Source organism: Bradyrhizobium sp. LTSP885 (assembly GCF_000938305.1).
Classification (GTDB): Bacteria; Pseudomonadota; Alphaproteobacteria; order Rhizobiales; family Xanthobacteraceae; genus Bradyrhizobium.
The window spans coordinates 18,275-41,222 of sequence record NZ_JYMT01000014.1; the positions used below are offsets into that span (position 1 = coordinate 18,275).

22 protein-coding genes are annotated in these 22,948 nt (G+C 65.0%); 14 read left to right on the forward strand and 8 right to left on the reverse strand.

The features are described from left to right. Nucleotides 1-876 carry a branched-chain amino acid ABC transporter permease gene (locus UP09_RS09145; RefSeq protein WP_044537842.1) on the reverse strand — a complete coding sequence of 292 codons (876 nt, stop codon included), beginning with the start codon at nt 874-876 and terminating at the stop codon, nt 1-3. A gap of 295 nt (nt 877-1,171) precedes the next feature. On the opposite strand from UP09_RS09145, the gene UP09_RS09150 reads away from it, so the two are divergent. Together UP09_RS09150 and UP09_RS09155 are read left to right on the forward strand one after the other, a co-directional pair. Next, on the forward strand, nt 1,172-1,924 hold the full coding sequence (locus UP09_RS09150; protein WP_044537811.1) for an ABC transporter ATP-binding protein: 753 nt from the start codon (nt 1,172-1,174) through the stop codon (nt 1,922-1,924). Further along, nucleotides 1,921-3,441: a hypothetical protein gene (locus tag UP09_RS09155; protein ID WP_044537812.1), complete on the forward strand. Its 1,521-nt coding sequence runs from the start codon at nt 1,921-1,923 to the stop codon at nt 3,439-3,441. Before UP09_RS09150 ends, UP09_RS09155 begins: the two co-directional genes overlap by 4 nt. Nucleotides 3,442-3,448: 7 nt before the next feature. Here UP09_RS09155 and UP09_RS09160 read toward each other — a convergent pair whose 3' ends face one another. Together UP09_RS09160 and UP09_RS09165 are read right to left on the reverse strand one after the other, a co-directional pair. Then, nucleotides 3,449-4,468, reverse strand: coding sequence for an alpha/beta fold hydrolase (locus tag UP09_RS09160; protein WP_082070072.1), 1,020 nt, complete (start codon nt 4,466-4,468; stop codon nt 3,449-3,451). Nucleotides 4,469-4,472: 4 nt separating this feature from the next. Beyond that, on the reverse strand, nt 4,473-5,411 hold the full coding sequence (locus UP09_RS09165) for an alpha/beta fold hydrolase (protein ID WP_044537813.1): 939 nt from the start codon (nt 5,409-5,411) through the stop codon (nt 4,473-4,475). A 167-nt stretch (nt 5,412-5,578) separates the two neighbouring features. Here UP09_RS09165 and UP09_RS09170 point away from each other — a divergent pair, with 167 nt between their 5' ends. Further along, nucleotides 5,579-6,394: an MBL fold metallo-hydrolase gene (locus tag UP09_RS09170; protein ID WP_044537844.1), complete on the forward strand. Its 816-nt coding sequence runs from the start codon at nt 5,579-5,581 to the stop codon at nt 6,392-6,394. A 12-nt stretch (nt 6,395-6,406) separates the two neighbouring features. Here the strand turns inward: UP09_RS09170 and UP09_RS09175 are convergent, their stop codons facing one another. Next, entirely contained in the window at nt 6,407-7,027 is a 621-nt protein-coding gene (locus tag UP09_RS09175) for a CGNR zinc finger domain-containing protein (RefSeq protein WP_052833043.1), read from the reverse strand. 90 nt (nt 7,028-7,117) lie between these two features. On the opposite strand from UP09_RS09175, the gene UP09_RS09180 reads away from it, so the two are divergent. The 6 genes from UP09_RS09180 to UP09_RS09205 all read left to right on the forward strand — a co-directional run bounded on the left by UP09_RS09180 (nt 7,118) and on the right by UP09_RS09205 (nt 13,145). Then, nucleotides 7,118-8,038 carry an EamA family transporter gene (locus UP09_RS09180; RefSeq protein WP_044537814.1) on the forward strand — a complete coding sequence of 307 codons (921 nt, stop codon included), beginning with the start codon at nt 7,118-7,120 and terminating at the stop codon, nt 8,036-8,038. 157 nt (nt 8,039-8,195) lie between these two features. Further along, the gene (locus UP09_RS09185) at nt 8,196-9,191 is read left to right on the forward strand and encodes an aldo/keto reductase (RefSeq protein WP_044537815.1); all 996 of its coding nucleotides are present in this window, start codon (nt 8,196-8,198) and stop codon (nt 9,189-9,191) included. Then, nucleotides 9,191-9,649, forward strand: coding sequence for a MerR family transcriptional regulator (locus tag UP09_RS09190; protein WP_197082650.1), 459 nt, complete (start codon nt 9,191-9,193; stop codon nt 9,647-9,649). Before UP09_RS09185 ends, UP09_RS09190 begins: the two co-directional genes overlap by 1 nt. A 27-nt stretch (nt 9,650-9,676) precedes the next feature. Next, nucleotides 9,677-11,068 (forward strand): MFS transporter, encoded by a 1,392-nt coding sequence (locus UP09_RS09195; RefSeq protein WP_044537817.1) that lies wholly within the window; start codon nt 9,677-9,679, stop codon nt 11,066-11,068. 83 nt (nt 11,069-11,151) lie between these two features. Continuing rightward, nucleotides 11,152-12,201 carry an amidohydrolase family protein gene (locus UP09_RS09200; protein ID WP_044537818.1) on the forward strand — a complete coding sequence of 350 codons (1,050 nt, stop codon included), beginning with the start codon at nt 11,152-11,154 and terminating at the stop codon, nt 12,199-12,201. 11 nt (nt 12,202-12,212) lie between these two features. Then, nucleotides 12,213-13,145 carry a GNAT family N-acetyltransferase gene (locus UP09_RS09205; RefSeq protein ID WP_044537819.1) on the forward strand — a complete coding sequence of 311 codons (933 nt, stop codon included), beginning with the start codon at nt 12,213-12,215 and terminating at the stop codon, nt 13,143-13,145. A gap of 3 nt (nt 13,146-13,148) precedes the next feature. Here UP09_RS09205 and UP09_RS09210 read toward each other — a convergent pair whose 3' ends face one another. The 3 genes from UP09_RS09210 to UP09_RS09220 all read right to left on the reverse strand — a co-directional run bounded on the left by UP09_RS09210 (nt 13,149) and on the right by UP09_RS09220 (nt 16,331). After that, nucleotides 13,149-14,405, reverse strand: a complete 1,257-nt coding sequence (locus tag UP09_RS09210; protein WP_044537846.1) for an aminopeptidase — start codon at nt 14,403-14,405, stop codon at nt 13,149-13,151. Between the two features lie 113 nt (nt 14,406-14,518). Next, nucleotides 14,519-15,880: a 3-carboxy-cis,cis-muconate cycloisomerase gene (gene pcaB / locus UP09_RS09215; RefSeq protein WP_044537820.1), complete on the reverse strand. Its 1,362-nt coding sequence runs from the start codon at nt 15,878-15,880 to the stop codon at nt 14,519-14,521. Nucleotides 15,881-15,941: 61 nt separating this feature from the next. Continuing rightward, a complete protein-coding gene (locus UP09_RS09220) occupies nt 15,942-16,331 on the reverse strand; it encodes a carboxymuconolactone decarboxylase family protein (RefSeq protein WP_052833044.1) in 390 nt (129 codons plus the stop codon). 137 nt (nt 16,332-16,468) lie between these two features. Here UP09_RS09220 and UP09_RS09225 point away from each other — a divergent pair, with 137 nt between their 5' ends. From UP09_RS09225 to UP09_RS09240, 4 genes are read left to right on the forward strand one after another with little or no spacing between them, the layout of a single operon-like run. After that, a complete protein-coding gene (locus tag UP09_RS09225; RefSeq protein ID WP_044537821.1) occupies nt 16,469-17,428 on the forward strand; it encodes a Bug family tripartite tricarboxylate transporter substrate binding protein in 960 nt (319 codons plus the stop codon). 22 nt (nt 17,429-17,450) lie between these two features. Next, complete coding sequence (locus UP09_RS09230; protein WP_044537822.1) at nt 17,451-18,338, forward strand: NAD(P)-dependent oxidoreductase; 888 nt, start codon at nt 17,451-17,453, stop codon at nt 18,336-18,338. Further along, nucleotides 18,335-19,303 (forward strand): Gfo/Idh/MocA family protein, encoded by a 969-nt coding sequence (locus UP09_RS09235; protein WP_044537823.1) that lies wholly within the window; start codon nt 18,335-18,337, stop codon nt 19,301-19,303. Before UP09_RS09230 ends, UP09_RS09235 begins: the two co-directional genes overlap by 4 nt. Nucleotides 19,304-19,309: 6 nt before the next feature. Beyond that, nucleotides 19,310-20,065: a GntR family transcriptional regulator gene (locus UP09_RS09240; RefSeq protein WP_044537824.1), complete on the forward strand. Its 756-nt coding sequence runs from the start codon at nt 19,310-19,312 to the stop codon at nt 20,063-20,065. Here UP09_RS09240 and UP09_RS38755 read toward each other — a convergent pair. Further along, a complete protein-coding gene (locus tag UP09_RS38755) occupies nt 20,062-20,190 on the reverse strand; it encodes a hypothetical protein (RefSeq protein WP_283806000.1) in 129 nt (42 codons plus the stop codon). The two genes, UP09_RS09240 and UP09_RS38755, sit on opposite strands and share 4 nt — an antisense overlap. A gap of 886 nt (nt 20,191-21,076) precedes the next feature. On the opposite strand from UP09_RS38755, the gene UP09_RS09245 reads away from it, so the two are divergent. Further along, nucleotides 21,077-22,756, forward strand: a complete 1,680-nt coding sequence (locus UP09_RS09245) for a methyl-accepting chemotaxis protein (RefSeq protein WP_044537825.1) — start codon at nt 21,077-21,079, stop codon at nt 22,754-22,756. Nucleotides 22,757-22,948: the final 192 nt, after the last annotated feature.

Here is a 22,948-nt window from a genome sequence, read left to right on the forward strand (position 1 = left end):
TCAAACCTTCTTGCGCGCATGAAGGCCGAACAGGCCTTCGGGTTTGAGCAGCAGCACCGCGAGCAGTACGATGTAGGGCGCGACGTCCTTCCATCCCTGCGGCAGATAGAACCCGGCCATGCTCTCGATCACACCGATCAGGACACCGCCGACCACGGCGCCGGGGATCGAGCCGAAGCCACCGAGCACTGCGGCCGGAAACGCCTTCAGCCCCAGCACCAGCCCGACGTTGGAATGGATGAAGGTGATCGGCGCCAGCAGGACGCCGGCGCAAGTCGCAACCGCCGCCGAGATCGCCCAGACGATCGACACCACGCGCTTGACCGGGATGCCCATGTAGTAGGCAGCGAGCATGTTCTCGGAACTCGCGCGCATCGCGGTGCCGAGCGTGGTGCGGTTGAAGAACAGATAGAGCAGCGCGCACAGGATGATGGTCGCCGCGATCACCGAGAGCTTGTCATAAGCCAGCACGAGGCTGCCGATCCGCAACACGCCCTGGCTGAACGGCGTCTCGATCTTGAAGTCGTCGGTGCCCCAGATCATGCCGGCGACCGAGCGCAGGAAATAGCCGAGCCCGATGGTCGCCATGATGATGGAAAACTGCGGATAGCCGAGGATCGGCCGCACCACCAGCCGCTCGGCCAGCATCCCGAACAGCGCCATGCATATGACGGCGCCGGCAAAGCCGACCCAGTAATTCAGCCCGAGGATACCAATGAACGTGAAGGCAAAGAAGCCGCCCAGCATCATCAGGTCGCCCTGGGCGAAATTGACGACCTCGGTTGCCTTGTAGACCAGCACAAAACCAAGCGCGATCAGGCCGTAAACGCAGCCAAGCGCAACGCCGCTGACGAGCTGCTGAACAAAGTCCAGCATCGTTCCCTCCCCGATGCACCGGCGGCTCGTGCCGACCGCCTTGGTGCATCCCGCCTTCGCGCCCTTGTGCCGGAAACGCTGAAAGCCGCCTATGTCCGGTTCCAATTGAGCCCAAAGGCCCAATCGCTGTCAACAAAGCGCTGGTTGCCGGGCGTTATCACAATTGCGGAGAAATGCCGCAGCACGGACTAATACGGATATCGCTTTCGATTTGCCTGACACGATTCACCGCACCGAAACGGTTTTGTCCCACTGTGCGCAACCGAAGAGTGAAATCCGGGATCGCCACGACATCATGACAACTGAACGATCCGCACTCGAGGTGCGAGGGTTAACGAAGCGTTTTGACCGCCCGGCGGTCGACGCGCTCGATCTCACTGTGCATGTCGGCGAGTATTACGCGCTGCTCGGGCCGAACGGTGCCGGCAAGACCACGACGCTGCGCATGGTGGCAGGCCTGCTGCGGCCCGATGCCGGCTCGGTTTCGGTCTTCGGCATCGATGCGCTCCGCGATCCGGTTGCCGCCAAGCAGGTAGTGGCCTGGGTGTCGGACGAGCCGATGATCTACGACAAGCTGACACCGCTGGAGTATCTCGAATTCGTCGCCGGCCTGTGGGGCGTCGATTCCAAGGTCTCTGAGACGTCGGCGCACGATCTGCTGGTGTCACTCGGGCTCGAGCCGCATCTCAACGAGCGCTGCGAGGGATTCTCCAAGGGCATGCGCCAGAAGGTGGCGCTCGCCGGCGCGCTGGTTCACGATCCCCGCCTGATCATTCTCGACGAACCCCTGACCGGCCTCGACGCGTTATCGGCGCGTCACGTCAAGGGACTGCTGCAGGATCGCGTGCGCGCGGGCTGCACCGTGATCATGACCACACATATTCTTGAGGTCGCCGAACGCATGGCCGACCGGATCGGCGTGATCGCGGCCGGAAAACTCATTGCCGAAGGCACGCTGGCCGAGCTGCGCCAGCAGAACGGCCGCAACGACACCAGCCTCGAGGACATGTTCATCGCGCTGGTCGACACCGAAGCGGCCGCCGCGTGAACTCGGTCGCGCATCTCTCCTGGTTCGCCCGCCACGAATTTCGCCTGGCCTGGCGCGAATGGCTGGCAATGATGACCGGCGGCCGGCGCCGCCGCAACCGCGCGGTGATCGGACTGCTGATCTTCGCCGCGATCATGCATCTGCCGGCCTATGCCGTGGTCGGCCGCTTCGCCGATTTGCGGTTCCCGCTCGATCCGTCATCGCTGATCGTGCTGACCGCGACGATCTTCCTGTCCTGGGCACTGATCCTGTCGCAGGCGATCGAATCCGTGACGCGCGTGTTCTATGCCCGCGCCGATCTCGACCTGATCATGTCGTCGCCGGTGCAACTCACCAATATCTTTTCGGTCCGCATTGCCGCGATTGCGCTGTCGGTGACCTCTATGGCGCTGTTGCTGTCGACGCCGTTCATCGACGTGCTGGTGATCCTCGGCGGGCCGCGCTGGCTCGCCGGTTTCGGTGTTGTGGTCGCGATCGGCCTGTCCGGCGCAGCGGCCGCGATCGCCATCACCGTATTCCTGTTCCGCCTGATCGGACCGAGCCGGACGCGTCTCGTGGCGCAGATCGTCTCCGCCATCATCGGTGCGGGCTTTGTGATCGCGCTGCAGATCGTTGCGATCCTGTCTTACGGCACCCTGTCGCGCTTCGCCGTGCTGACCTCGAACACCGCGGCGCGCCTGGCTCCCGCCATCGACAGCATCGTCTGGTGGCCGGCACGTGCCGCGCTGGGGGATATCGAAGTGATGCTGCTGCTGGTCGCTGGCGGGCTGATGATGCTCGGCGTGGTCATGGCCGCATTCGCGCCGCGGTTCGCCGACACGGTCGTGAGCGTCGCGGCCAATCCGGCTGCGGCGACCCGCGGGCGCGCCCATGCGTTCCGATCAGGCTCGCGGCAACAGGCGCTGCGCTGGAAGGAATTCCTGCTGCTGCGCCGGGATCCCTGGCTGCTGTCGCAGAGCCTGATGCAGATGCTGTATCTGGTGCCGCCGGCGCTGATGCTGTGGCGGAGCTTTTCCGACTCGTCGACCGCGATCGTGCTGATCACGCCCGTGATCGTAATGGCCGCGGGCCAGTTGGCCGGCGGGCTCGCCTGGCTGACGATCTCGGGCGAGGACGCCGCCGATCTGGTGGCGACCGCGCCGCTGCCGCCGTCCCGCGTCATCCGCACCAAGATCGAGGTGGTGTTGATCGCGATCACCGCCGTCTTCACACCGCTGGTGGTCGCGCTGGCGTTCGCCTCGCCCCCGCAGGCCGCAGTGACCGCGATCGCAGTGCTCGTTGCGACCGCGTCCGCCGCCGCGATCCAGCTCTGGTTCCGTGCACAGGCGAAGCGCAGCCAGTTCCGCCGGCGCCAGACCTCGTCGCGCGTCGCGACCTTCGCAGAGGCCTTCTGCTCGATCGGCTGGGCCGCGACATCGGCGCTGGCGCTGACGATTCCCGTTGCCGCCATCGTCAGCGGCGTGTTGACGGCGGCGATCCTGTTCGCAACATGGAAGATCAGCCCGAAACGGACGTAAATCCGCCCTACCCTTTCATCACCTCCATCACCGCCGCGACAAAGACCTCCGGTGCTTCCTGCGGCACATTGTGTCCGACGCCCGGCACGATGTGATGGATGCGGCGACCGGTGAATTTCGACGCGCTGGCGCGGCCGTCGCTGGCCGGAAGCACGCCGTCGGAATCGCCATCCAGCGTGACCGCCGGCACTGATATCGCAGGCATCGCGGCCAGCCGCCGCTGCAGATCGGTATATTGCGGATCGCCGGCGGCAAGGCCGAAGCGATGACGGTAGCTGTGGATCACCACGTCGACATAGTCAGGGTTGTCCTGCGCCGCGGCGCTGCGATCGAAGGTTTCGTCATCAAAATCCCAGTCGGGCGACCAGTCCTCCCACAGAATCCGCGCGATCTCGCGGCGGTTGGCGGCAAGGCCGGCACGGCCGCGCTCGATCTGGAAGTAATATTCGTACCAGAGCGCGACTTCAAAACCCGGCTCGATCGGCGTCATCGCGCGCGACAGGTCCTGGATCAGATAGCTGTTCACGGTCACGAGACCCACGCAACGCTCCGGCCATAACGCCGCCGCGACGCACGCCGCGCGGCCACCCCAATTGTGCCCCGCCAGCACGGCGCGCCTGATGCCGAGCGCATCCAGCAGCGCAACCACGTCGGCGCCGAGTGCCGCCTGCTCGCCTGAGCGCAACGTGGATGCATCGCGAAAGCGCGTGTCGCCGAAGCCCCGCAGATGGGGAACAATGACGCGGCACCCCTGTGAGGCCAGTTGCGGCGCGACATCGACGAAGGAATGAATGTCGTAGGGAAATCCATGCAGCAGGATCACGGCCGGTCCATCCGCGGGACCGGCTTCGTGAAAGGCGACATTCAGGACCCCGGCGTCGACACGACGGAGCGGCTCAAGCCGTGCCGACGACGCTGCGTGGGCGGACTTTTCGGGCGAGCCGGCTTGCGCAATCGCCTTGCCGGCCAGGCCCGACAAGGCCGCGGCAACGATAAGGCGACGCTTGCGATCGACAGAGTCCGGCATCGCCTCAAGCCTTGATCAGTTTCATCACCGCCGCAGCAAAAGCTTCCGGTTCTTCCTGCGGCAAATTGTGGCCGGCGTGCGGAATCACCCGATAAGCTTGGCGAGCGCTGTACTTCGCCGCGCTGGCGCTGCCGTCGGTGGCGGCCGTGACGCCGTCCTCGGCACCGTCGAGCGTGATGGTGGGGACCGCAATTACCGGCAGTGTGACGAGCTTTCGCTGCACCTCGGCATATTGCGGATCACCGTTGGCGAGGCCGAAACGGTGGCGATAGCTGTGGATCACCACATCGACATAGTCGGGGTTGTCAAACGCGACCGCGGTACGTTCGAAGCAGGCGTCGTCGAATTGCCACCTCGGCGACCATTGCGACCACAATAATTTGGCGATGCCGTGCCGGTTGGCGGCGAGCCCGGCGCGCCCGCGCTCGATCTGAAAGTAATATTGATACCAGAGCGGCACCTCGCGCTCCGGCCGCGCCGGCGCCATCGCATGCCCGATATCCTGGATCATGTAACCGTTGGTGCAGACGAGCCCGATGCAGCGTTCCGGCCAGAGCGCTGCCCCGATCGAAGCGGCCCGGCCACCCCAATCGTAGCCGACGAACACCGCGCGCGTGATGCCGAGTGCATCCATCAGCGCCATCATATCGGCACCGATCGCCGCCTGTTCACCCGAGCGCGGCGTCGCCTTGTCGCGAAATGTCGTCGGCCCGTAGCCGCGCAGATAAGGCACGATAACACGGCAGCCCTGCGCCGCCAGCAAGGGCGCGACGTCCACATAGGAATGGATGTCATAGGGAAAGCCATGCATCAGCATCGCAACCGGGCCGTCGGCGGGACCGGCCTCGTAATAGGCGATATTGAGCACGCCGGCATCGACGTGACGCAGCGGCTCCAGCCGCTTTGTCGAAGGCGCGCGTAAGACGGAGGCTTTGTCAGTCACGATGGTCTCCCGGATCTCGATGGCTTGCGCGGCATGGTAGCGCTTCCCGTCGGATTAATCGCCTGGATCGCATTGCGGTCCACGCCATGGAGCGATGCGTCGGCGTCATCATGACGGCGGGCCAATTCGGCGATAGTCTCGCGGCGGCGCTACGGACGGAACATGTCATGATGAGATTGCTCGCCGCGCTTGCCCTGTTGGGGTCACTCGCCACCCACGCCGCGGCGCAGGACGCCCAGCGCAGCGAATGCCTGGCGATGGCGAATGCGCCGCCGCGTGCCGCACCGGTCAGCCTCCGACGCGTGGCGGCAAAGGCTGACGAGGTTGCGATCACCTATGCGGGCCATTCGACCTACTACATCGACACGCCGGGCGGCATCCGGATCGCGACCGATTACAGTGGCGCCTACCAGATCGGACGGCTGCCCGACATCGTCACCATGAACCGGGCGCACGACACCCACTACACGCTGTTCCCCGATCCCGGGATTCCTCACGTGCTGCACGGCTGGGGCGAAAAGGGGCAGGCCGCGCACTACGCGGAGCGGATCGGCGATGTCTATATCCGCAACGTCACCACCGATATCCGTCGCTATTGGGGCGAAGGTACCGGCGGCGAGATGATCGAGGATGGCAATTCGATCTTCATTTTCGAGGTCGCCGGCCTTTGCATCGGCCATCTCGGCCACCTCCACGTCAAGCTCGACGACAGCCAGTTCGCGGCGATCGGCCGGCTCGACATCGTGATGGTGCCGATCGACGGCACCTATACGATGTCGCTCGACGGCGTCTCCGAGATCACCAAGCGGCTGCGCGCCGCCGTGGTGCTGCCAATGCACCGCTTCGCCACGCCGCTCGACGAATTCATGCGCCTGATCGGCCAGCAGTTCGAGATCGACCGTCGCGGCGGCGAGCGCACGCTGAAGATTTCACGGGACACGCTGCCGGCAATGCCGACGGTGATCATCCTGGACGGTGTGTGAGACGCGACGCCTTCAGTCTTCCGCCTGCGTGCGCTGGGAGTGCCGGCGCGATTTGGCCAGATTGCCGCAGTCGCCCATCGAGCACCATCGCCTGTTCTGCGCACGGCTCTCGTCGACGAACAACCACCCGCAGCCACGTGCGTCCTGACACTGCTTGACCTTTTGCGCACGCGGACCGGTCAGAAGGCTCACCGCCGACCATGCAATCGGCTTCAGCAGCATCACGGGCGCAATTGTCTCCGCGGTCGGTTGCCACCGCAGGGCCTCGCCGGCGGGACCAAGCGCAAGCCCGCCCAGCGACGCTGCGAGACAGCGATTAAGGTCGGCCAGCGCCGCCGGATCGATCCTGCCGCCGCCGATGCGGGCGACAAAGACCTTGTAGATCGCTTCGCGGAGGCCATGCATCGCCTGGAGGAAATCCTCACCCTCGCGAGGCGAGGATTTCCATCGCGCCTTGACCTGCGCCACAATCCGGCGATCCGCGAGCTCCGCGTCGGCAAGCCATTTCAGCGCGGCGTCCGGCGTGGCGATCCGGTCTTCAACCGGGTCGCGCAGGCGCCAGGCGACGGTGTTGACGAACTTGATGCTGAGTTCTTCGCGAGCCAACACCTCGGGCGAGACGGTAGGCGGCATGATCGGCGGTTCCTCAGGAACGGGCAACCTGTTAACGGGTTAAGTTGGATAACCCCTTAAGGGGTTACAAACCTAACGCGGGAGCTTGCGATGTCCAAGCGCCTTTTGATCGTCGGCGCGTTCGCCGCCATCTATCTGCTCTGGGGTTCCACCTACCTCGCGATCGCGCTCGGCCTGAAGACGATCCCGCCATTCCTTCTGATGGGGATACGTTCGCTCGGCGGCGGCCTGATCCTGATCGGGCTGAACGGCCGGGGCCTGATGCGCCCGTCGCGATGGAACTGGCTCACTGCATCGATCTGCGGCGTGCTGTTTTTCGTCGGCTGCCACGGCGTTCTCGCCTATGCCCAGCAATCGGTTCCGTCCGGCATCGCGGCGATCATGCTGGCCACGATCCCGTTCTGGATCCTGCTCATCGATTTTCTCTACCCGCAGACGCAGCGTCCCAAGGCTATGATGCTCGCCGGGCTGCTCCCCGGTCTTGCCGGTGTCGCAATCCTGGCCTGGCAGGATGCCGGACAGGGTCACCTCAACATCACCCCGATCATCCTGCTGCTCGGTGCCGCGCTCTCCTGGGCGGCCGGCACCGTGCTGTCGCGGCGAACGTCGAACCATGATTCGTCAACCTTGTCCTCGGGCATGCAATTATCGATCGGGGGTGTGGTGCTGCTTGCGATCAGCCTTGCGTCGGGTGAGCTGCACGGATTTTCACTGCGCAACGTTTCGGCGCTGTCGCTCGCGGCCACAGCCTATCTGGTCGTCGCCGGAAGCGTGATCGGTTTCACGGCCTATCGCTGGCTGCTCGACAACGTCTCGACATCAATGGTTTCGACCTACATCTTCATCAACCCGATCATCGCGGTGCTGCTGGGTACGCTGGTGCTGGGCGAGCCGTTTTCGATTTCGATGTTGTTCGGTGCAGCTCTCGTAATCGTCTCGATCGTCATCACTTCGCGCGCGGAACAGGCTCGCTCGTCGCCACCGGAGCGGCCGCTCATGCGGTCCAGTTGACGGCCAGGCTCCCATCGGGGGCCCCTGCCGACGGGCCATCCCGCGACCCAACGCCCACACGATTTCGTCAGCGGGCCGTTTTCGCGCTTGACCTAGAGTATGCTCTAGCATGTTGACTTGGGCTGTCCGGCGACCACCCGTAACGAGGACCAATCCCATGACGACCATCAGCAAGCTCCCGCACCGCAAGCTCGGCAATGACGGCCCGCAGGTTTCTGCGATCGGGCTGGGCTGCATGTCGCTATCAGGCGTCTATGGCGCCAATGACGATACGGCGACGCCCGACTTCATCCGCTTTGCCATCGATCAGGGTATCGACTTCCTCGACAGTGCCGACATGTATGGCTGGGGCCACAACGAGGAATTGCTGGGCCGCTCGCTGAAGGGCCTGCGCGACCACGTCGTGATCGCCACCAAGTTCGGCCAGGTGAAGACCGCCACCGGGCAGGGCGTGGATGGCAAGCCGGCCTACGTCCAACAGGCCTGTGAGGCGAGCCTGAAACGGCTCGGCATCGAGACCATCGACCTCTATTACCAGCACCGCATCGATCCGAACGTGCCGATCGAGGACACTGTCGGCGCGATGGCGCGCCTCGTCGAGCAAGGCAAGGTCCGCTATCTCGGCCTCTGCGAAGCGCGGCCCGAAACCATCCGCCGCGCGCACAAGGTCCACAAGCTGGCGGCGGTGCAGACCGAATATTCCCTGCTCTACCGCAGCGAGGCCGAGGAGACCTTGCAGACGACGCGGGCGCTTGGCATCGCCTTCGTCGCCTATTCGCCGCTCGGCCGCGGCTTCCTGACCGGGCAGATCCAGTCGCTGGCCGATGTCGCAGGCGATCGCCGCGGCGACCATCCGCGCTTTGCCGGGGACAATTTTGCCCGCAACCGCGATCTGGTCGGCGGCATCGAGGCGATCGCCCGCGACAAGGGCTGCACGCCATCGCAGCTCGTGCTCGCCTGGCTGCTGGCGCAGGGAGAGGATATCGTGCCGATCCCAGGCACCAAGCAGCGCGGCCGGCTGGACGAGAATATCGGCGCGCTCAAGGTGACGCTTTCGCCTGAAGACCTCGCGCGGATGTCGGCGGCGATCCCGCCTGGCGCGGTGGCAGGTGAGCGCTATCCGGCCGGTGCGATGAAGGCGGTCTATCTGTGATGGACGCCCGAACACCCCCGCAGGCGATGCCGAGCGCGCTCCACATCGGCGACATCGCGCGCCGCTCCGGGCGGAGCGTGCACACCATCCGCTGGTACGAGGCGCAGGGCCTGATGCCCGGCGTTACCAGAGACCGCGGCCGCCGCAGGGTTTACAGCGACTATCACATCGGCTGGCTCGACCTGATGGAACGGCTGCGCCTGACCGGCATGTCGATCAAGCAATTGCGGGAATACACCGCGCTGGTGAAACAGGGCAGCGCGACCTTGCGCAAGCGCCGCGCACTGCTTGCCCAACACCAGCTCCGCGTCCAGGCCATGATCGCCAAATGGACCGAGGCGCTCACGCTGGTCGATGCCAAGATCGAGTTCTACGACGAATGGGTCGCGGGAGGCACGCGGCCCATGGTCTCGCCGCAGCAGCGCGCCCGCGCCAAGCGGACTGCGACCAAGGCCTGAGCGCCTAATCCCAGAACAGGATACGCGATGAACAATATGCTTCGGCGTAAACCCTTTGCCATGCGCGCATCGCAACGGTTCACGCTGCTGACGCTCTGCCTGACCGTCATGATCGCGCATCTCGATACATTCATCGTCAATCTCGGCGCGCGCGCGATCGGCGATCATTTCGACGCTGGTGTCGACGAATTGCAATGGATCGTGGACAGCTACAATCTAGTCTATGCGGTGTCGCTGCTGACGGGCGGGATGCTCGCCGACATCTATGGCAGACGCCGGATCCTGATGGCCGGCGCGCTGATCTTCACCTTCGCATCGTTGATATGCGCGGCCGCGCCGTCGGCGCTGGTCCTGATCTGTGGACGCGCGCTCACCGGCGTCGGCGGCGCGCTGATGATTCCGGCCTCGCTTGCGATCATTCGGGTGGTCTGGGATCAACCGGGCGAGCGCGCACGCGCACTCGGCGTCTGGGCCGCATGCAACGGCGTCGCCATGGCGCTGGGGCCGAGTCTCGGCGGGATGCTGATTCCCTGGTTCGGCTGGCGCAGCATCTTCCTGGTCGTCGTGCCGTTCGGCCTGCTGGCCGTGATCATGGCCGGATACGCGATCCCGGAATCATCGGATCCACGGCGGCGCCCATTCGACGCCGCAGCGCAGGTCCTCGGCGCGCTGGCGCTTGGGAGCTTCACTTATGCCGCTATCAGCGCGCAATCGGCGCCTCGCGCAATGACCGCGGCCCTGATCGTTGCCGTGCTGTCGGCGGTGCTGTTCATCGTGGTTGAGCGGAGGAAGGGCTCCGAGGCGCTGGTATCGCCCGACATCTTGACGGTCCGCCAATTCCGCGGCGCCATGATCGCCACCATGGGCATGACGTTTGGTGGATACGGGATGGTCTTCGTGCTGCCGCTGGCGTGGCAGTCGAGCGGCCGGCTTGACGCCGCGGCAAGCGCCGCAGCCCTGCTGCCGATGTCGCTGGTGTTCGTTCTGGTCTCGCCCTTGTCAGGCGCGCTGTCGGAGAAGCTCGGCATCCGCGTGGTCACATCGGGCGGCGTGACGTTGATGGGCATCGGCCTCCTGCTGATTGGCCTCGGCGGGCTGCAACCGAACCTCACTCTAGCTGAACTCGGATTGGCCGTGACCGGCCTCGGTCTCGGCCTCGGGTCGGGACCGCTCTCGGCGATGGCCGTCGGCCACGTCAGCGCCGCGCGCGCCGGCACGGCAGCGGCGCTCATCAACGTCGCCCGCATCAGTGGTGCGACGATTGGGGTTGCGATCCTCGGCGCGTGCTACGCCGCAACCGGCGGTGGTCAGGACGGGCTGTTGGTGTCGATGATTGCGGGCAGCCTGGTTCAGTTCGCAGGCGCCGGCGTGGCCTGGATGGTGACACGACAGGAGGCGCGAGGGCCGGCGCGCATTTGACGCATTGATGCGCGTCTCGCTATCCTCCGCCGAGCCGGCATCGGATCGGCGGCCGACAAGAGCAAGAACAGGGAGCATCATCCATGGCCAGCACTCTGCCCGCGTCCGCGAGCGGGCTTTTCGCCAATCCGCGTGAAGACTGGCTTGCTCAATATACCGAGGAGATCATCGATCCTATCAGGCCGATCGTCGACCCGCATCATCATCTCTGGGACCGCGGCGGATTGCGCTATCTGATCGAGGAGATGCGTGACGACATCGCCTCCGGCCACAACATCGTCGCGACCGTCTATGTCGATTGCCGGTCGATGTATCGCGCCGACGGCCCGGAGGCATTTCGCCCCGTGGGCGAGGTCGAGTTCGCCAATGGCGTCGCCGCAATGTCGGCCAGCGGCGGCTACGGCAAGGCGGCGATCTGCGCCGGCATCGTCAGCCACGTCAATCTCCTGATCGGCGATCAGGCCAAGGCGGTGCTGGAGGCGGAGATATCAGCCGGCAATGGCCGGTTCCGCGGCATCCGCCACTCCTCAGCCTGGGACGAGGACCCCAATGTGGCCCACATGTATGCGAACCGGCCGAAGGGCATCTTGCTCGATACCACCTTCCGCAAGGGCTTCGCCTGCCTGGGGCCACTTGGCCTCAGCTTCGATGCCTGGCTGTTCCATCCGCAGATTGGCGAGCTCACCGACCTCGCCAGTGCCTACCCCGACACCAGGATTGTGCTGGACCATTGCGGCGGCCCGGTCGGCACCGGCCGGTTCGCCGGCAAGCGCGACGAGACGTTTCCGGTCTGGAAGGCGTCGATCCAGGAAATAGCCAGATGTCCAAATGTCGTGGTCAAGCTCGGCGGTCTGGCGATGTGCCTGCTCGGCTACGATTTCCATCTCCGGCCGAAGCCGCCGTCGTCGGAGGAACTCGCGGCCGCATGGCGGCCTTATGTCGAAACCTGCATCGAGGCTTTCGGCCCCACCCGTTGCATGTTCGAAAGCAACTTCCCACCTGATAAGGGTCAGTGCAGCTATCAGGTGATCTTCAACGCCTTCAAACGGCTAGCTTCACAATATAGCGAAGTCGAGAAGACCGCGTTATTTTCGAAGACGGCACAGGATGTTTATCGGCTCGATATCGGGTAATCTTGCGACTCATGGATGACGGCATCACCATCCGGCCGCTTCAAGAGGCTGATGCGGAAGCGGTTGTTGCACTTTACGCCAGGGCGGGCGCGGTCGAACCGCGGCTCGGTCCGGTCACGCTGCCGCAATGGAACCAGTTCCTGAAGCTGCCGCAGAACCGCGGCGGGCGCGACTTTCGCGTTGCCGAGCGGAACGGCCGGATCATTGGCCTTGCCGAATCCTCGCTGCGCGATCAGGGCGCGCACCATTCCCGGTTCCTCAAGATCGTCGTGGCGCCCGAGGTGCGGCGTCGCCGGATCGGTCTTGCGCTGCTTGATGACGTGCTGGTGATCGACACCGATGCTGATCTGGCCGTGCAGACGAAGGTCAGCCCCGACTGGCCGGCCGGAATGGCCTTCGTGACCGCATTCCGCTTTGTTCATATCGAATCCGAGATCGGAATGAAGTGCGTCGAGCCGCTGCAGCCGGCTCGCACACTTGCCGCCGCCCGTGCCACCATCGAGCGGGTCAGCGATGTAACGACCTGCGCGGCCGAGGTCGCGCGCATCCACAATGCGGCCTTTGCCTCCGACGCCGCGTTCCGCCTGTATTCACCGGAGGAGATGGCGCAGGTGCTGACGGACAGCGAAGTCTGGATCGCCTCGGAGGAGGGACAGGCGTCGGGCTTCTGCCTGACCGAGCCGGAGCAGAATTCGATGTGGATCGAGTCGGCCGCCGTCGATCCCGAGCGGCAGGGGCGCGGGCTCGGCCAGGTGCTGATTTACCACGTGCTGACCGCCCACGACGTTTCCGTCGAGCATCCCTGCTGGCTGAACGTCTCGAGCCGGAATCCAGCCGCTCTGAAGATCTATCGCCGGCTCGGTTTCCGGCCGCAGCATGAAACCTGCCGCTTCAGCGCCACGCGGGGCGAACTGATCGCCTCGCGCAACCGGCGCTTTCACTAACGCTTACGCCCATTCGCCCTTCCGGAACACCGGCACGCTGCGGCCGTCGGCATGGATGCCGTCGATATCGGTGTGGGCGGAGCCGATCATCCAATCGATATGGATCAGGCTCTTGTTGCCGCCCTGCTCGGCGATCTGCTGCGGCGTCAGTTTGTCGCCGTTGACGAAGCATTTCGAGTAGCACTGGCCGAGCGCGATGTGCGAGGCGGCGTTCTCGTCGAACAGCGTATTGAAGAACAACAGTCCGCTCTTGGAGATCGGCGAGGAATGCGGCACCAGCGCGACCTCGCCGAGCCGGCGCGCGCCCTCGTCGGTGTCGAGCACCTTGTTCAGCACCTCCTCGCCACGCGAGGCTTTTGCCTCGACGATGCGGCCGTCCTCGAACTTGACGGAAATATTGTCGATCAAGGTTCCCTGGTAGGACAGCGGCTTCGAGCTGACGACATGGCCGCTGACGCGCCGGCAATGCGGCGTGGTGAAGACCTCCTCGGTCGGGATGTTGGCATTGCAGACGATGCCGTTCCTGGCGGTCGACGCGCCGCCTTCCCATTCATGGCCGTCGGCAAGCCCGATCGTGAGGTCCATGCCGGGGCCGGAATATTTCAGCGCGTGGAAGCGCTGGCCGTTCAGCCATTCTGTACGCTCGCGCAGTTTTGCATTGTGTTTGTCCCAGGCGTCGACGGCGCCGTCCTGATCGACCCGCGAGGCCGCGAAGATCGCGTCCGCAAGCTTGGCAACCGCAACGTCGTCGGCATCATCAGGGAACACCTGCTTCGCCCATGACGCGCTCGGATAGGCGATGATGTTCCAGTTGGTCTCAAACGTGACGATCTTCTCCAGCGCCGGCTGGTAGGCGATTGAATTGGCCTTGCTGGCGCGCGCCACCTTGGCCGGGTCCTCACCCGACAACAGCATCGGATTGTCGCCGACGACGGCGAGCCGCGCCGTGTTGGCGCCGAACGCCTTCGCCATGCCCTCATAGAGCCAGCTCGCGGCGCGATCGAAGCTCGCATCATTGGCGTAACGATAACGTGCCAGCGTGACCTCCTCGTCCGAATAGAACGGGGTCACCAGCCCGGCGCCGGCCTTGTACGCATGTTCCGCGATCCGCCGCACCAGCGGCATCGCCACCGCGGGCGCGGTCAACAGCAGATCCTGCCCCGGCTGCAGCCCCAATCCGACTTTCACCGCGACTTCGGCGAGCCGATCGAGTTTTACGGGATCGATCGAGGCGGAAAGGTTGCGTTGATGTGCGGTCATGAAGCATCCAGCGATGTCGGTTGAGGTTGACGATTCGTAGTCCAATTCGATCCTTATTCGCAAGGTTCCCGCTGTCACCGCCAATCACGCCAAGGCGAGCGGACGGCCCGAATTTACCGCTTTACTGACGCCAGCACCCGATCGACCATTTGAGGCGCGAGCCCGAGATAATTCTTCGGCACGGTGAGCCGGTCGATCGTCGCGCGATCGATGCGATCAGCCACGCGCGCATCCGCCGCCAGTGCCTCGGCCAGCGTCAGGCCCTTGTCATTGGCGACGCGGCAGGCGTCGTAGACGACATCATGCGCCTCCTGCCGGCCGATCGCCGGCGCAAGGCCCATCATCACGGCCTCGGCGACGATCAGCCCGCGGCTGATGTCGAGATTGACGGCCATTCTCTTCTCATCGACGATGAGGCCGCCGAGCGCGAATTTCGCCTGGTGCAGCGCGCCTGCGCTCAGCACAAAGCTCTCGGGGATCGCCATCCATTCGGCGTGCCACGGGCCGGTGGCGCGCTCGAAATCCTGCACCATCGCATCCAGCATCAGGCCGGCATGCTGGCGCACCGCCTTCGAGGCCGCGAGCATCAGCTCCGCCGAAATCGGATTGCGCTTCTGCGGCATGGTCGACGACGCCCCGCGTCCTTTCACGAACGGCTCATACACTTCGCCAAACTCGGTCGACGCCATGATCATGATGTCGAACGCGATCTTGCCGAGCGAGCCCGTGACCAGCGCAAGGAAGTTCACCGTTTCCGCGAACCCGTCGCGCGCGACATGCCAGGTCGAGACGGGAACGCCGAGGCCAAGCTCCTCGCACAGCGCCTGCTGCACCTCGAATCCGTTGTCGCCGAGCGAGGCCAGCGTGCCGGCGGCGCCGGCGAACTGGCCGACCAGCACCCTCGGCTTGAGCTCGGCCAGCCGTTCCGCATGACGGTCGAACATCGCAAGCCAGATCGCAACCTTGTAGCCGAAGGTCACAGGCAGCGCCTGCTGCAGATGGGTGCGGCCAGCCATCGGCGTGTTGCGGTGACGCTTGGCGAGATCGGCGAGGATGCCGCGCAGCGCGGCGAGATCGTCTTCGATGATCTTGAGGCCGTCGCGCAATTGCAGCACCACGGCGGTGTCCATAATGTCCTGCGTGGTGGCGCCCCAATGCACGTAACGGCCGGCCTCGCCGCATTGCTTCGCCATCTGGTGCACCAGCGGCAGGATCGGATAGCCGACGTTGTCGGTTTCCTGCCGCAGCAGATCGAAATCGAGCGCAGCGACGTCGGTGCGTTTTGCGATTTCCTCGGCCGCCTCGGCCGGAATGACGCCGCAGCGGGCTTCGGCCTTTGCCAGCGCGACCTCAACTTCGGCATAGCGCGATATCAGCCGCAGGTCGGAAAATACCTCGCGCATCTCGCGCGTGCCGAAGGCGTCGCGGAACAGCACGGAATCGAAAACGGTGGTCGAGGTCGGGAAGGCGGACATGAGCGCATCCTGTTGCCGGTCACAGCACGGCAACGTCCCTATCACGACCCGCGCGGATGCCCTACCCTTCCGCAGGTACCTCGCCGAACACCTCCGCCGCGATCTTGCTGGTTTCGATCGCGGCCGGGACGCCGCAATACATCGCGACCAGCAGCAGCACGTCCTGCACCTGCGCGGCGGTGCAGCCATTGGCCATCGCGCCCTTGGCGTGTACCTTGAATTCGGCGGACTTGCCGCTCGCCGCGGTGATGCCGAGCATGACGAGGCTGCGGATCGGGTCGGTGAGGCCGCTGCGCTCCCAGACGTCGCCATAGACATAGGCGTTGATGATGTTCTGAAGGGGGGCACCGAAATCGCCGGCGGCCGCCATTCGCTTGGCGACATCGGCCTCGCCGAACATCTTCTGACGCCGGCGCAGGCCGCGCGCGTGGAGATCGCTGACATCCACCATCTGGTGTCTGGCTCCTTGTTTCGAATATTTATACGGACAAATTGTCTCGGCCTCAATCCAGATAACGATCCTTCGCTTGCGTCCTCGATCCATTTGTCCGTATAAATCTGATCAAAATCGCCACGGGAGGGATCGGGATGAATTTGCGCCTGGGCTTGCTTGTTGCCCTGTTGCTCTCCGGCCTCGCCACGCTGCCCGCCGCTGCCGACGATTTCCCGCAGCGGCCGATCAAGATCATCGTGCCCTTCCCGCCCGGCGCCGGTCCCGACAACGTCGCGCGGCTGGTCGCCCAGCATCTGCAGGACGCGTTCGGCCAGACCGTGGTGGTCGAGAACCGCGCCGGCGCACTCGGCAGCATCGGCGCCCTGGAAGTCGCGCGCAGCGCGCCCGACGGCTACACGCTGCTGATGGGCACCAACACCACGCAGGCCAGCAACGTCGCGACGTTCAAGAAGCTGCCCTATGACCCGGTGAAGGATTTCGCGCCGGTCATCCGCACTACCACGACGGCGATGGTGCTGCTGGTCAACCCGGCATCTACCGCCAAGGACCTGCCGCAGTTCCTCGATTACGCCAAGGCGCATCCCAACCTGACCGCGGGTTACGGTTCGGGCGCGTCGCAGATCTCGGTCGCACAATTGCAGTCGCGCGGCGGGGTATCGTTGGTCGCCGCATCCTATCGCGGCGTGCCGCAGGCGATGACCGACGTGATGGCCGGCGTCATCGACCTGACCTTCGGTGACTTCTCGGTCGCGATCCCGCAGATTCAGGGCGGCACGCTGCGCGGCATCGGCGTGACCTCGGCGACCCGCAATGAGCTCCTCCCCAACCTGCCGGCGCTGTCGGAAGCGCTGCCCGGCTTCGAGGCCACAATCTGGTACGGGCTGTTTGCGCCGGCCGGCACGCCGGAACCGATCGTCAACAAGATCTATGCCGAGTGCGCGAAATACCTCTCGATGCCGAAGACCCGCGCGACGTTTGCCGACGTCGGGGTGATCGTGGCACCGCTGGCACCGGCCGAGTTCGGCGCCTTCGTCAAGAGCGAGGTCATGCGCTGGTCGGCGGAGGTGAAGGCGGCCGGCATTGAGCCGCAGTAACCGGGACTGGCGAGGCCGCGCCATGGACCGCAAGACACCGATCGGAATGATTGGCCTGGGGTTGATGGGATCAGCGCTGTCCGCGCGCCTGGTTGACGCCGGAGTCGCGGTGATCGGCTTCGATATCGATGCGGCCAAGAACGACGCATTGAAAGCCAGCGGCACCGAATTCGCGGCTTTCGCGGCTGACGTCGCGGCGCGATGCCGCATCATCGTCGTCGCGGTGTATGACGGCGCCGAGGTCAAGGCGTTGCTGCCCGATATTGCGAACGCGAAGCCGCCGCCGCTGGTGATCTGCACCACGACATGCGCGCCCGGCGAGATCGCGGCCATCGCCGAATTCGCCGCCCGGTCGCACCTCGCCTTTGTCGAGGCACCGATCTCTGGCACCAGCGTGGAAGCGCGCGCGGGAACCGCCACCGCACTGGTCGCGGGCGACGCAGACATCATCGCAACAGCTGCGGAGACGCTCGATATCCTGTGTCCGCAGCGGATCCATGTCGGTGCGATCGGCAATGCCAGCCGCACCAAGCTTGCGATCAATTTGATCCTGCAGAACAACCGCGCCGCGCTGGCCGAGGGCATCGTCTTTGCGGAGAGCCTCGGCCTCGACGGCGCGAGCTTCCTTGCGACTGCACGACAGTCGGCGGCATATTCGGCCGTGATGGACAGCAAGGGCGAGAGGATGCTGGCGCGGGATTTCTCGCCACAATCGCACATCGCGCAGACCCTGAAAGATGCCGAATTGATCCTGCGCGAGGCCAACCAACGTGGCTTGCCTTTGCCGATGACGGCGGCGCAGGCTGAGTTGCTGCGCGCGGCGATCGCGCTGGAAGGCCCGGACAGCGACAGCGCCGCCGTGATCGAGGCCATCCGTGCCAAGCGCGGCCAAAGCGGGGGACGTGGATGATCAACTGTGCGATCGCAGGCCTCGGACGCTGGGGCCGCGCGCTGGTCGAGGCAGCGCGCCACGAACCACGGCTGAGGATCGCAAGCGCGGTGGAACCCGACATCGCGCACGCCGAGGATTTTTGCGCGGCGCATGGCCTCAGCCCCGCGACGTCCCTGGATGCCGTCCTCGCCGACGACGATATCGACGCCGTGCTGCTGGCGACACCGCATTCGCTGCACAAGGCTCAGGTGATCGCGGCGGCCGCTGCCGGCAAGCAGGTATTCTGCGAGAAGCCGCTCGCGCTCGGGCGCGACGATGCAGCCGAGATGTTCGCGGCCTGCCGCAAGGCCGGCGTGGTGCTTGCGGTCGGGCACAATAGGCGATTCTGGCCCGCGATGCGGGCGCTGCGCGCGATCGTCGCAAGCGGCGAACTCGGCACCATCCTGCATGTCGAGGGCCACAACAGCAACGAGAACTCCCAGGGCATCACCCAGGGCTGGCGGCTGTCGCCCGAGGAATCGCCGGGCGGCGGGCTGACCGGCGCCGGCCTGCATGTGCTCGACGGCTTCGTCAGCCTGCTCGGTCCGGCGCGCCAGGTCTATGCCCGGTTGAATGCACGCGAGGCCGGCCCGCCGCCACTCGATACAGCAATACTCGCAATTGAATTTGTGAATGGCGTCAGTGCAACCCTTGCGACGGTGCGCGCAACACCGTTCTATTGGCGGGTGCATGTGTTCGGGACGAAGGGATCGGCTGAGGTGCTCGACGAGGTGACCATGGTGCTGCGCAAGTCCGGCGCGCTGCCCGCGACGACGCGCTATCCGGCACGCGACGCGCTCGCGGCGGAACTGTCGGCCTTTGCCGACGCGGTCGAGGGCAGACAGCCGTTCCCGGTGCCGGAAGCGGACGTGTTGGCCACCTTGGCCGCCTTCGAGGCGGCGCTGCAGTCGATGCTGACAGGGTATCCGGTGGCATGCCAGTGACCTCGCATGGCTGATACTCCGGGCAAGGCCAGATCGTCCCGCTACCGCGACATCGCCGCCAGGCTGCAAAAGGACATCCGGCTCGGCACCTACGCGGTCGGTAATCTGCTGCCGACCGAAACCGAGCTGATGGCGAGCTACAAGGCGAGCCGCCAGACCGTGCGCGAGGCGCTGCGCATCCTGATCGAGCAGGGCCTGATCGTGCGCCGTGCCGGCCTCGGCTCGGTGGTGATCGCCGCCGAGCCGCCGGTGCTGTTCACCCACAGCGTCAAATCGCTCGGCGAGTGGCTGCGCTATTCCAACGAGACCTATCGCGACGTGGTGCAGAGTGGCGACATCGTCGCCGACCGCAAGCTCGCAGCGCACTTGAAATGCGAACCCGGCAAGAGCTGGTTCCTGATCGAGGCGGTCCGCCGCTCGGATCAGTTCGCAGCACCGCTCGGCTGGACCGAGATCTACGTGCTGCGCAAATTCGCCGACGTCGTGAAGCGGAGCGACCACGGTCGCACCCCGGTACACGAGCAGATCACCAAGATGTACGGCCAGGTCACCGAGCACGCGCAGATGGAGATATTCGTGCGGGGCATGCCGGCGCCGATCGCGAAGGCGCTCGGTGTCAAGACCGGCTCGCCGGCGTTGACCGTGGTGCGCCGCTACTACGGCCAGCGCGAGGAGCTGTTCGAGGTCACCATCACCACGCACCCCGAAGGGCGCTACACCTATACGATGGACATGCAGCGCTCGCAGCGCCCGCGGCTCTAATGCGCGCGAGCCAGATGCGTGTTGGCGGATGTATGCGCCATCTGCGGGGTGCCGGACACGCCCCAAATCGCGACCGCGATCAGCGCAGCCGCCCAGACGTAAGGCACAGCATTCGGCTTCTTCATTTCCAACATCACCCCAAGATGTGGCTAACCGGACGACCCTCACGACCGGCATGGTCAGGGTGTCATCAGCCACGTGTCCTTCGCAAGATCGACTAAGGTTAGACCTTGTCGGTTTCAGGACGCCTTCGTGCGAATCCGGAAATGATTTCGTCGGAACCGGCTCTCTTAGCCAAATTGATGAGATCGCGGCGCCTGCGAATTTTTTGATCCTTTTGAGGCAGCACCGGGAGAATTTTTTGCCTAAATCTGAATCAGATGCACATCGATCATTCCCCAGAGCCGTTTCCGTTCCGATGAAATCGGAGCGGGGCTCTGGATTCCTGGTTTGACGAGTTTTCCGAGCGCGAACCGGTATCCACTTCGCTCGAAAACGTTCCGGCGGACCCACTGAATTCTTTTTGATTGTCGCCTCGAGTCCGGCCGTGCCAAGACGCGCTGTGACGGTTCGATGACAAGGTTTCCCCCGTGACTGCCTCCCCTGCCAAACCGCGCGGCGCCCAGCGCCGCAGTTCCAAGGAATCACAGGAGCAGGTTGCGCGATCATTGGAACGGGAATTGAGCCTGTTGGCGGAAGAACGCCGGGAACGCGCGCTCCAACTTGGCCTTGATCTCGGGACCGGGACGAAGGCGCCCAACTAGGGCCGTGGCCGTGACTCCGCCCGCGAATCAGATGCGCGGTTTCTAAGTCTTTGGTCGCAGACCGCGACTTCAACCTCCGTAGTTCTGCTGAATGACGCGACGGTTCGCAATGGCCGCCGCGCCTCTTGGCGTGCACCGATCGCGGCCTCGGGCTATCAGCATTAGGGTGGCTTTTATCAATTGCGGTTAAGCCTTTCGGAATCATCGGCGCCCGCTGCGGCTGCCGTGTTCCCGAAGAAGGCATCCCATGCTCGGCAATCTGCGAATCTCGTCCAAGCTCATGATCATGGTCGGCGTGGCGGTGCTCGGCATCGTCGCGGTCGCTTGCGTCGGGTTGGCCACGCTGCGCAACAGCCTGCTCGAGGACCGCAAGGCCAAGCTGCAGGACGTCGTGCAGCTCGCCCGGCAAGCCGTCGACCTCAACTACCAGGCCTCGAAGGCCGCCGGGCTGTCCGACGCGGAAGCCTTCGAGCGCAGCCGGACGCTGTTGCGCACGCTGCGCTTCGGCATGGGCGATTATTTCTATGCATTCAGTTCGCAGGGCCTGGTGCAGTCGCATCCCAATCCCAAAGTCGAGGGCCAGAATCTCTACAACTCGCCTGACCCGGACGGCGTGCTGTTCACCAAGCGGCAGATCGAGCTCGCGGGCCAGGGCGGCGGCTTCGTGAATTACCGTTTCCAGAAGCCCGGCGGCACCGAACCGATGCCGAAGATCTCCTATGCGGTCGAGTTCAAGCCCTATGGCTGGACCATCGGCGGCGGCATCTATCTCGACGACATCGACGCAATCTTCTGGACCCAGGCCGAGTGGATCGGCGCGCTGGTCGCCGGCGCCCTGCTGCTGGTGGTCGCGATGTGCCTCTTGCTCGGACGCAGTATCGTTCGACCGATCACCGGCATGACCGCGGCGATGCGCAAGATCGCCGCCGGCGATACCGCGACCGTGATCCCGGCGCAGGACCGCCGCGACGAAGTCGGCGCCATGGCGCAATCGGTCCAGGTGTTCAAGGACAGCATGATCGAGGCGGTGCGGCTGCGCGGCGAGCAGGACGCGATGAAGAAGCGCACTGAAGCCGACAAGCACGGCCTGCTCGGCCGGATGGCCGACGATTTCGAGAACGGCGTGCGTGCCTCGCTCGATGCGCTGGCGGGTGCAGCCGTCGAGCTGCGCACGACCTCCAGCAGCATGTCCGATGCGGCCGACACCGCAAGCCAGCAGGCCACCTCGGTGGCCGCGGTGGCGCAGCAAGCCTCCGCCAATGTGCAGACGGTAGCCGCGGCGACCGAGGAACTGTCGTCGTCGGTCTCCGAGATCGGCCGCCAGGTCGCGCAATCGACCGCGATCGCCCACAAGGCGGTCGAGGAGGCCAACCGCACCAACACCACGGTGCAGGGCCTGTCCGCCGCCGCGCAGAAGATCGGCGATGTGATCAATTTGATCAGCGACATCGCAAGCCAGACCAATTTGCTGGCGCTGAACGCCACGATCGAGGCCGCGCGCGCCGGCGAGGCCGGACGCGGCTTTGCCGTGGTGGCGAGCGAGGTGAAGTCGCTGGCGAGCCAGACCGCCAAGGCGACCGAGGAAATCTCGGCCCAGGTCGCGGCGATGCAGGAAGCCACTACCGAGGCGGTGCAGGCGATCGAGCATATCGGCGGCACGATCGGCGGCATCAACGAGATCACGGTCGCGATCGCGTCCGCCGTCGAGGAGCAGGGCTCGGCGACGCGGGAGATCGCGCGTAACGTCCAGGAAGCCGCACGCGGCACCAGCGAAGTGTCCGGTAATATCGGCATCGTCACCCGCGCCGCCGGCGAGACCGGCACCGCCGCCGGCCAGGTGCGGACCTCCGCGGAAGGGCTCAACGCGCAGGCCGCGATGCTGCGTGACAAGGTCGACAGCTTCCTCGCCAAGATTCGCGCGGCGTGAGGCGGAATGCGCACGAATTGGCACGCGACGCGCCACACCCACAATGTCGTCCCGGCGAAGGGCGGGACCCATAACCACCGGGTTGCGTTGTTGAAGTGAGATGGGGCTCCAGCGTCGCAAGACAATTCGCATTTGTGGTTATGGGTCCCGGGTCAAGCCCGGGACGACAGCGAATTTGTTGCGCGATTTGTG

Excerpts from the sequence above, each read along its gene's own strand:
- UP09_RS09145 (WP_044537842.1), bottom strand. The coding sequence starts at position 876 with ATGCTGGACTTTGTTCAGCAGCTCGTCAGCGGCGTTGCGCTTGGCTGC.
- UP09_RS09150 (WP_044537811.1), top strand. The coding sequence starts at position 1,172 with ATGACAACTGAACGATCCGCACTCGAGGTGCGAGGGTTAACGAAGCGT.
- UP09_RS09160 (WP_082070072.1), bottom strand. The coding sequence starts at position 4,468 with ATGCCGGACTCTGTCGATCGCAAGCGTCGCCTTATCGTTGCCGCGGCC.
- UP09_RS09170 (WP_044537844.1), top strand. The coding sequence starts at position 5,579 with ATGATGAGATTGCTCGCCGCGCTTGCCCTGTTGGGGTCACTCGCCACC.
- UP09_RS09175 (WP_052833043.1), bottom strand. The coding sequence starts at position 7,027 with ATGCCGCCTACCGTCTCGCCCGAGGTGTTGGCTCGCGAAGAACTCAGC.
- UP09_RS09180 (WP_044537814.1), top strand. The coding sequence starts at position 7,118 with ATGTCCAAGCGCCTTTTGATCGTCGGCGCGTTCGCCGCCATCTATCTG.
- UP09_RS09185 (WP_044537815.1), top strand. The coding sequence starts at position 8,196 with ATGACGACCATCAGCAAGCTCCCGCACCGCAAGCTCGGCAATGACGGC.
- UP09_RS09190 (WP_197082650.1), top strand. The coding sequence starts at position 9,191 with ATGGACGCCCGAACACCCCCGCAGGCGATGCCGAGCGCGCTCCACATC.
- UP09_RS09195 (WP_044537817.1), top strand. The coding sequence starts at position 9,677 with ATGAACAATATGCTTCGGCGTAAACCCTTTGCCATGCGCGCATCGCAA.
- UP09_RS09200 (WP_044537818.1), top strand. The coding sequence starts at position 11,152 with ATGGCCAGCACTCTGCCCGCGTCCGCGAGCGGGCTTTTCGCCAATCCG.
- UP09_RS09205 (WP_044537819.1), top strand. The coding sequence starts at position 12,213 with ATGGATGACGGCATCACCATCCGGCCGCTTCAAGAGGCTGATGCGGAA.
- UP09_RS09210 (WP_044537846.1), bottom strand. The coding sequence starts at position 14,405 with ATGACCGCACATCAACGCAACCTTTCCGCCTCGATCGATCCCGTAAAA.
- pcaB (WP_044537820.1), bottom strand. The coding sequence starts at position 15,880 with ATGTCCGCCTTCCCGACCTCGACCACCGTTTTCGATTCCGTGCTGTTC.
- UP09_RS09220 (WP_052833044.1), bottom strand. The coding sequence starts at position 16,331 with ATGGTGGATGTCAGCGATCTCCACGCGCGCGGCCTGCGCCGGCGTCAG.
- UP09_RS09225 (WP_044537821.1), top strand. The coding sequence starts at position 16,469 with ATGAATTTGCGCCTGGGCTTGCTTGTTGCCCTGTTGCTCTCCGGCCTC.
- UP09_RS09230 (WP_044537822.1), top strand. The coding sequence starts at position 17,451 with ATGGACCGCAAGACACCGATCGGAATGATTGGCCTGGGGTTGATGGGA.
- UP09_RS09235 (WP_044537823.1), top strand. The coding sequence starts at position 18,335 with ATGATCAACTGTGCGATCGCAGGCCTCGGACGCTGGGGCCGCGCGCTG.
- UP09_RS09240 (WP_044537824.1), top strand. The coding sequence starts at position 19,310 with ATGGCTGATACTCCGGGCAAGGCCAGATCGTCCCGCTACCGCGACATC.
- UP09_RS38755 (WP_283806000.1), bottom strand. The coding sequence starts at position 20,190 with ATGAAGAAGCCGAATGCTGTGCCTTACGTCTGGGCGGCTGCGCTGATC.
- UP09_RS09245 (WP_044537825.1), top strand. The coding sequence starts at position 21,077 with ATGCTCGGCAATCTGCGAATCTCGTCCAAGCTCATGATCATGGTCGGC.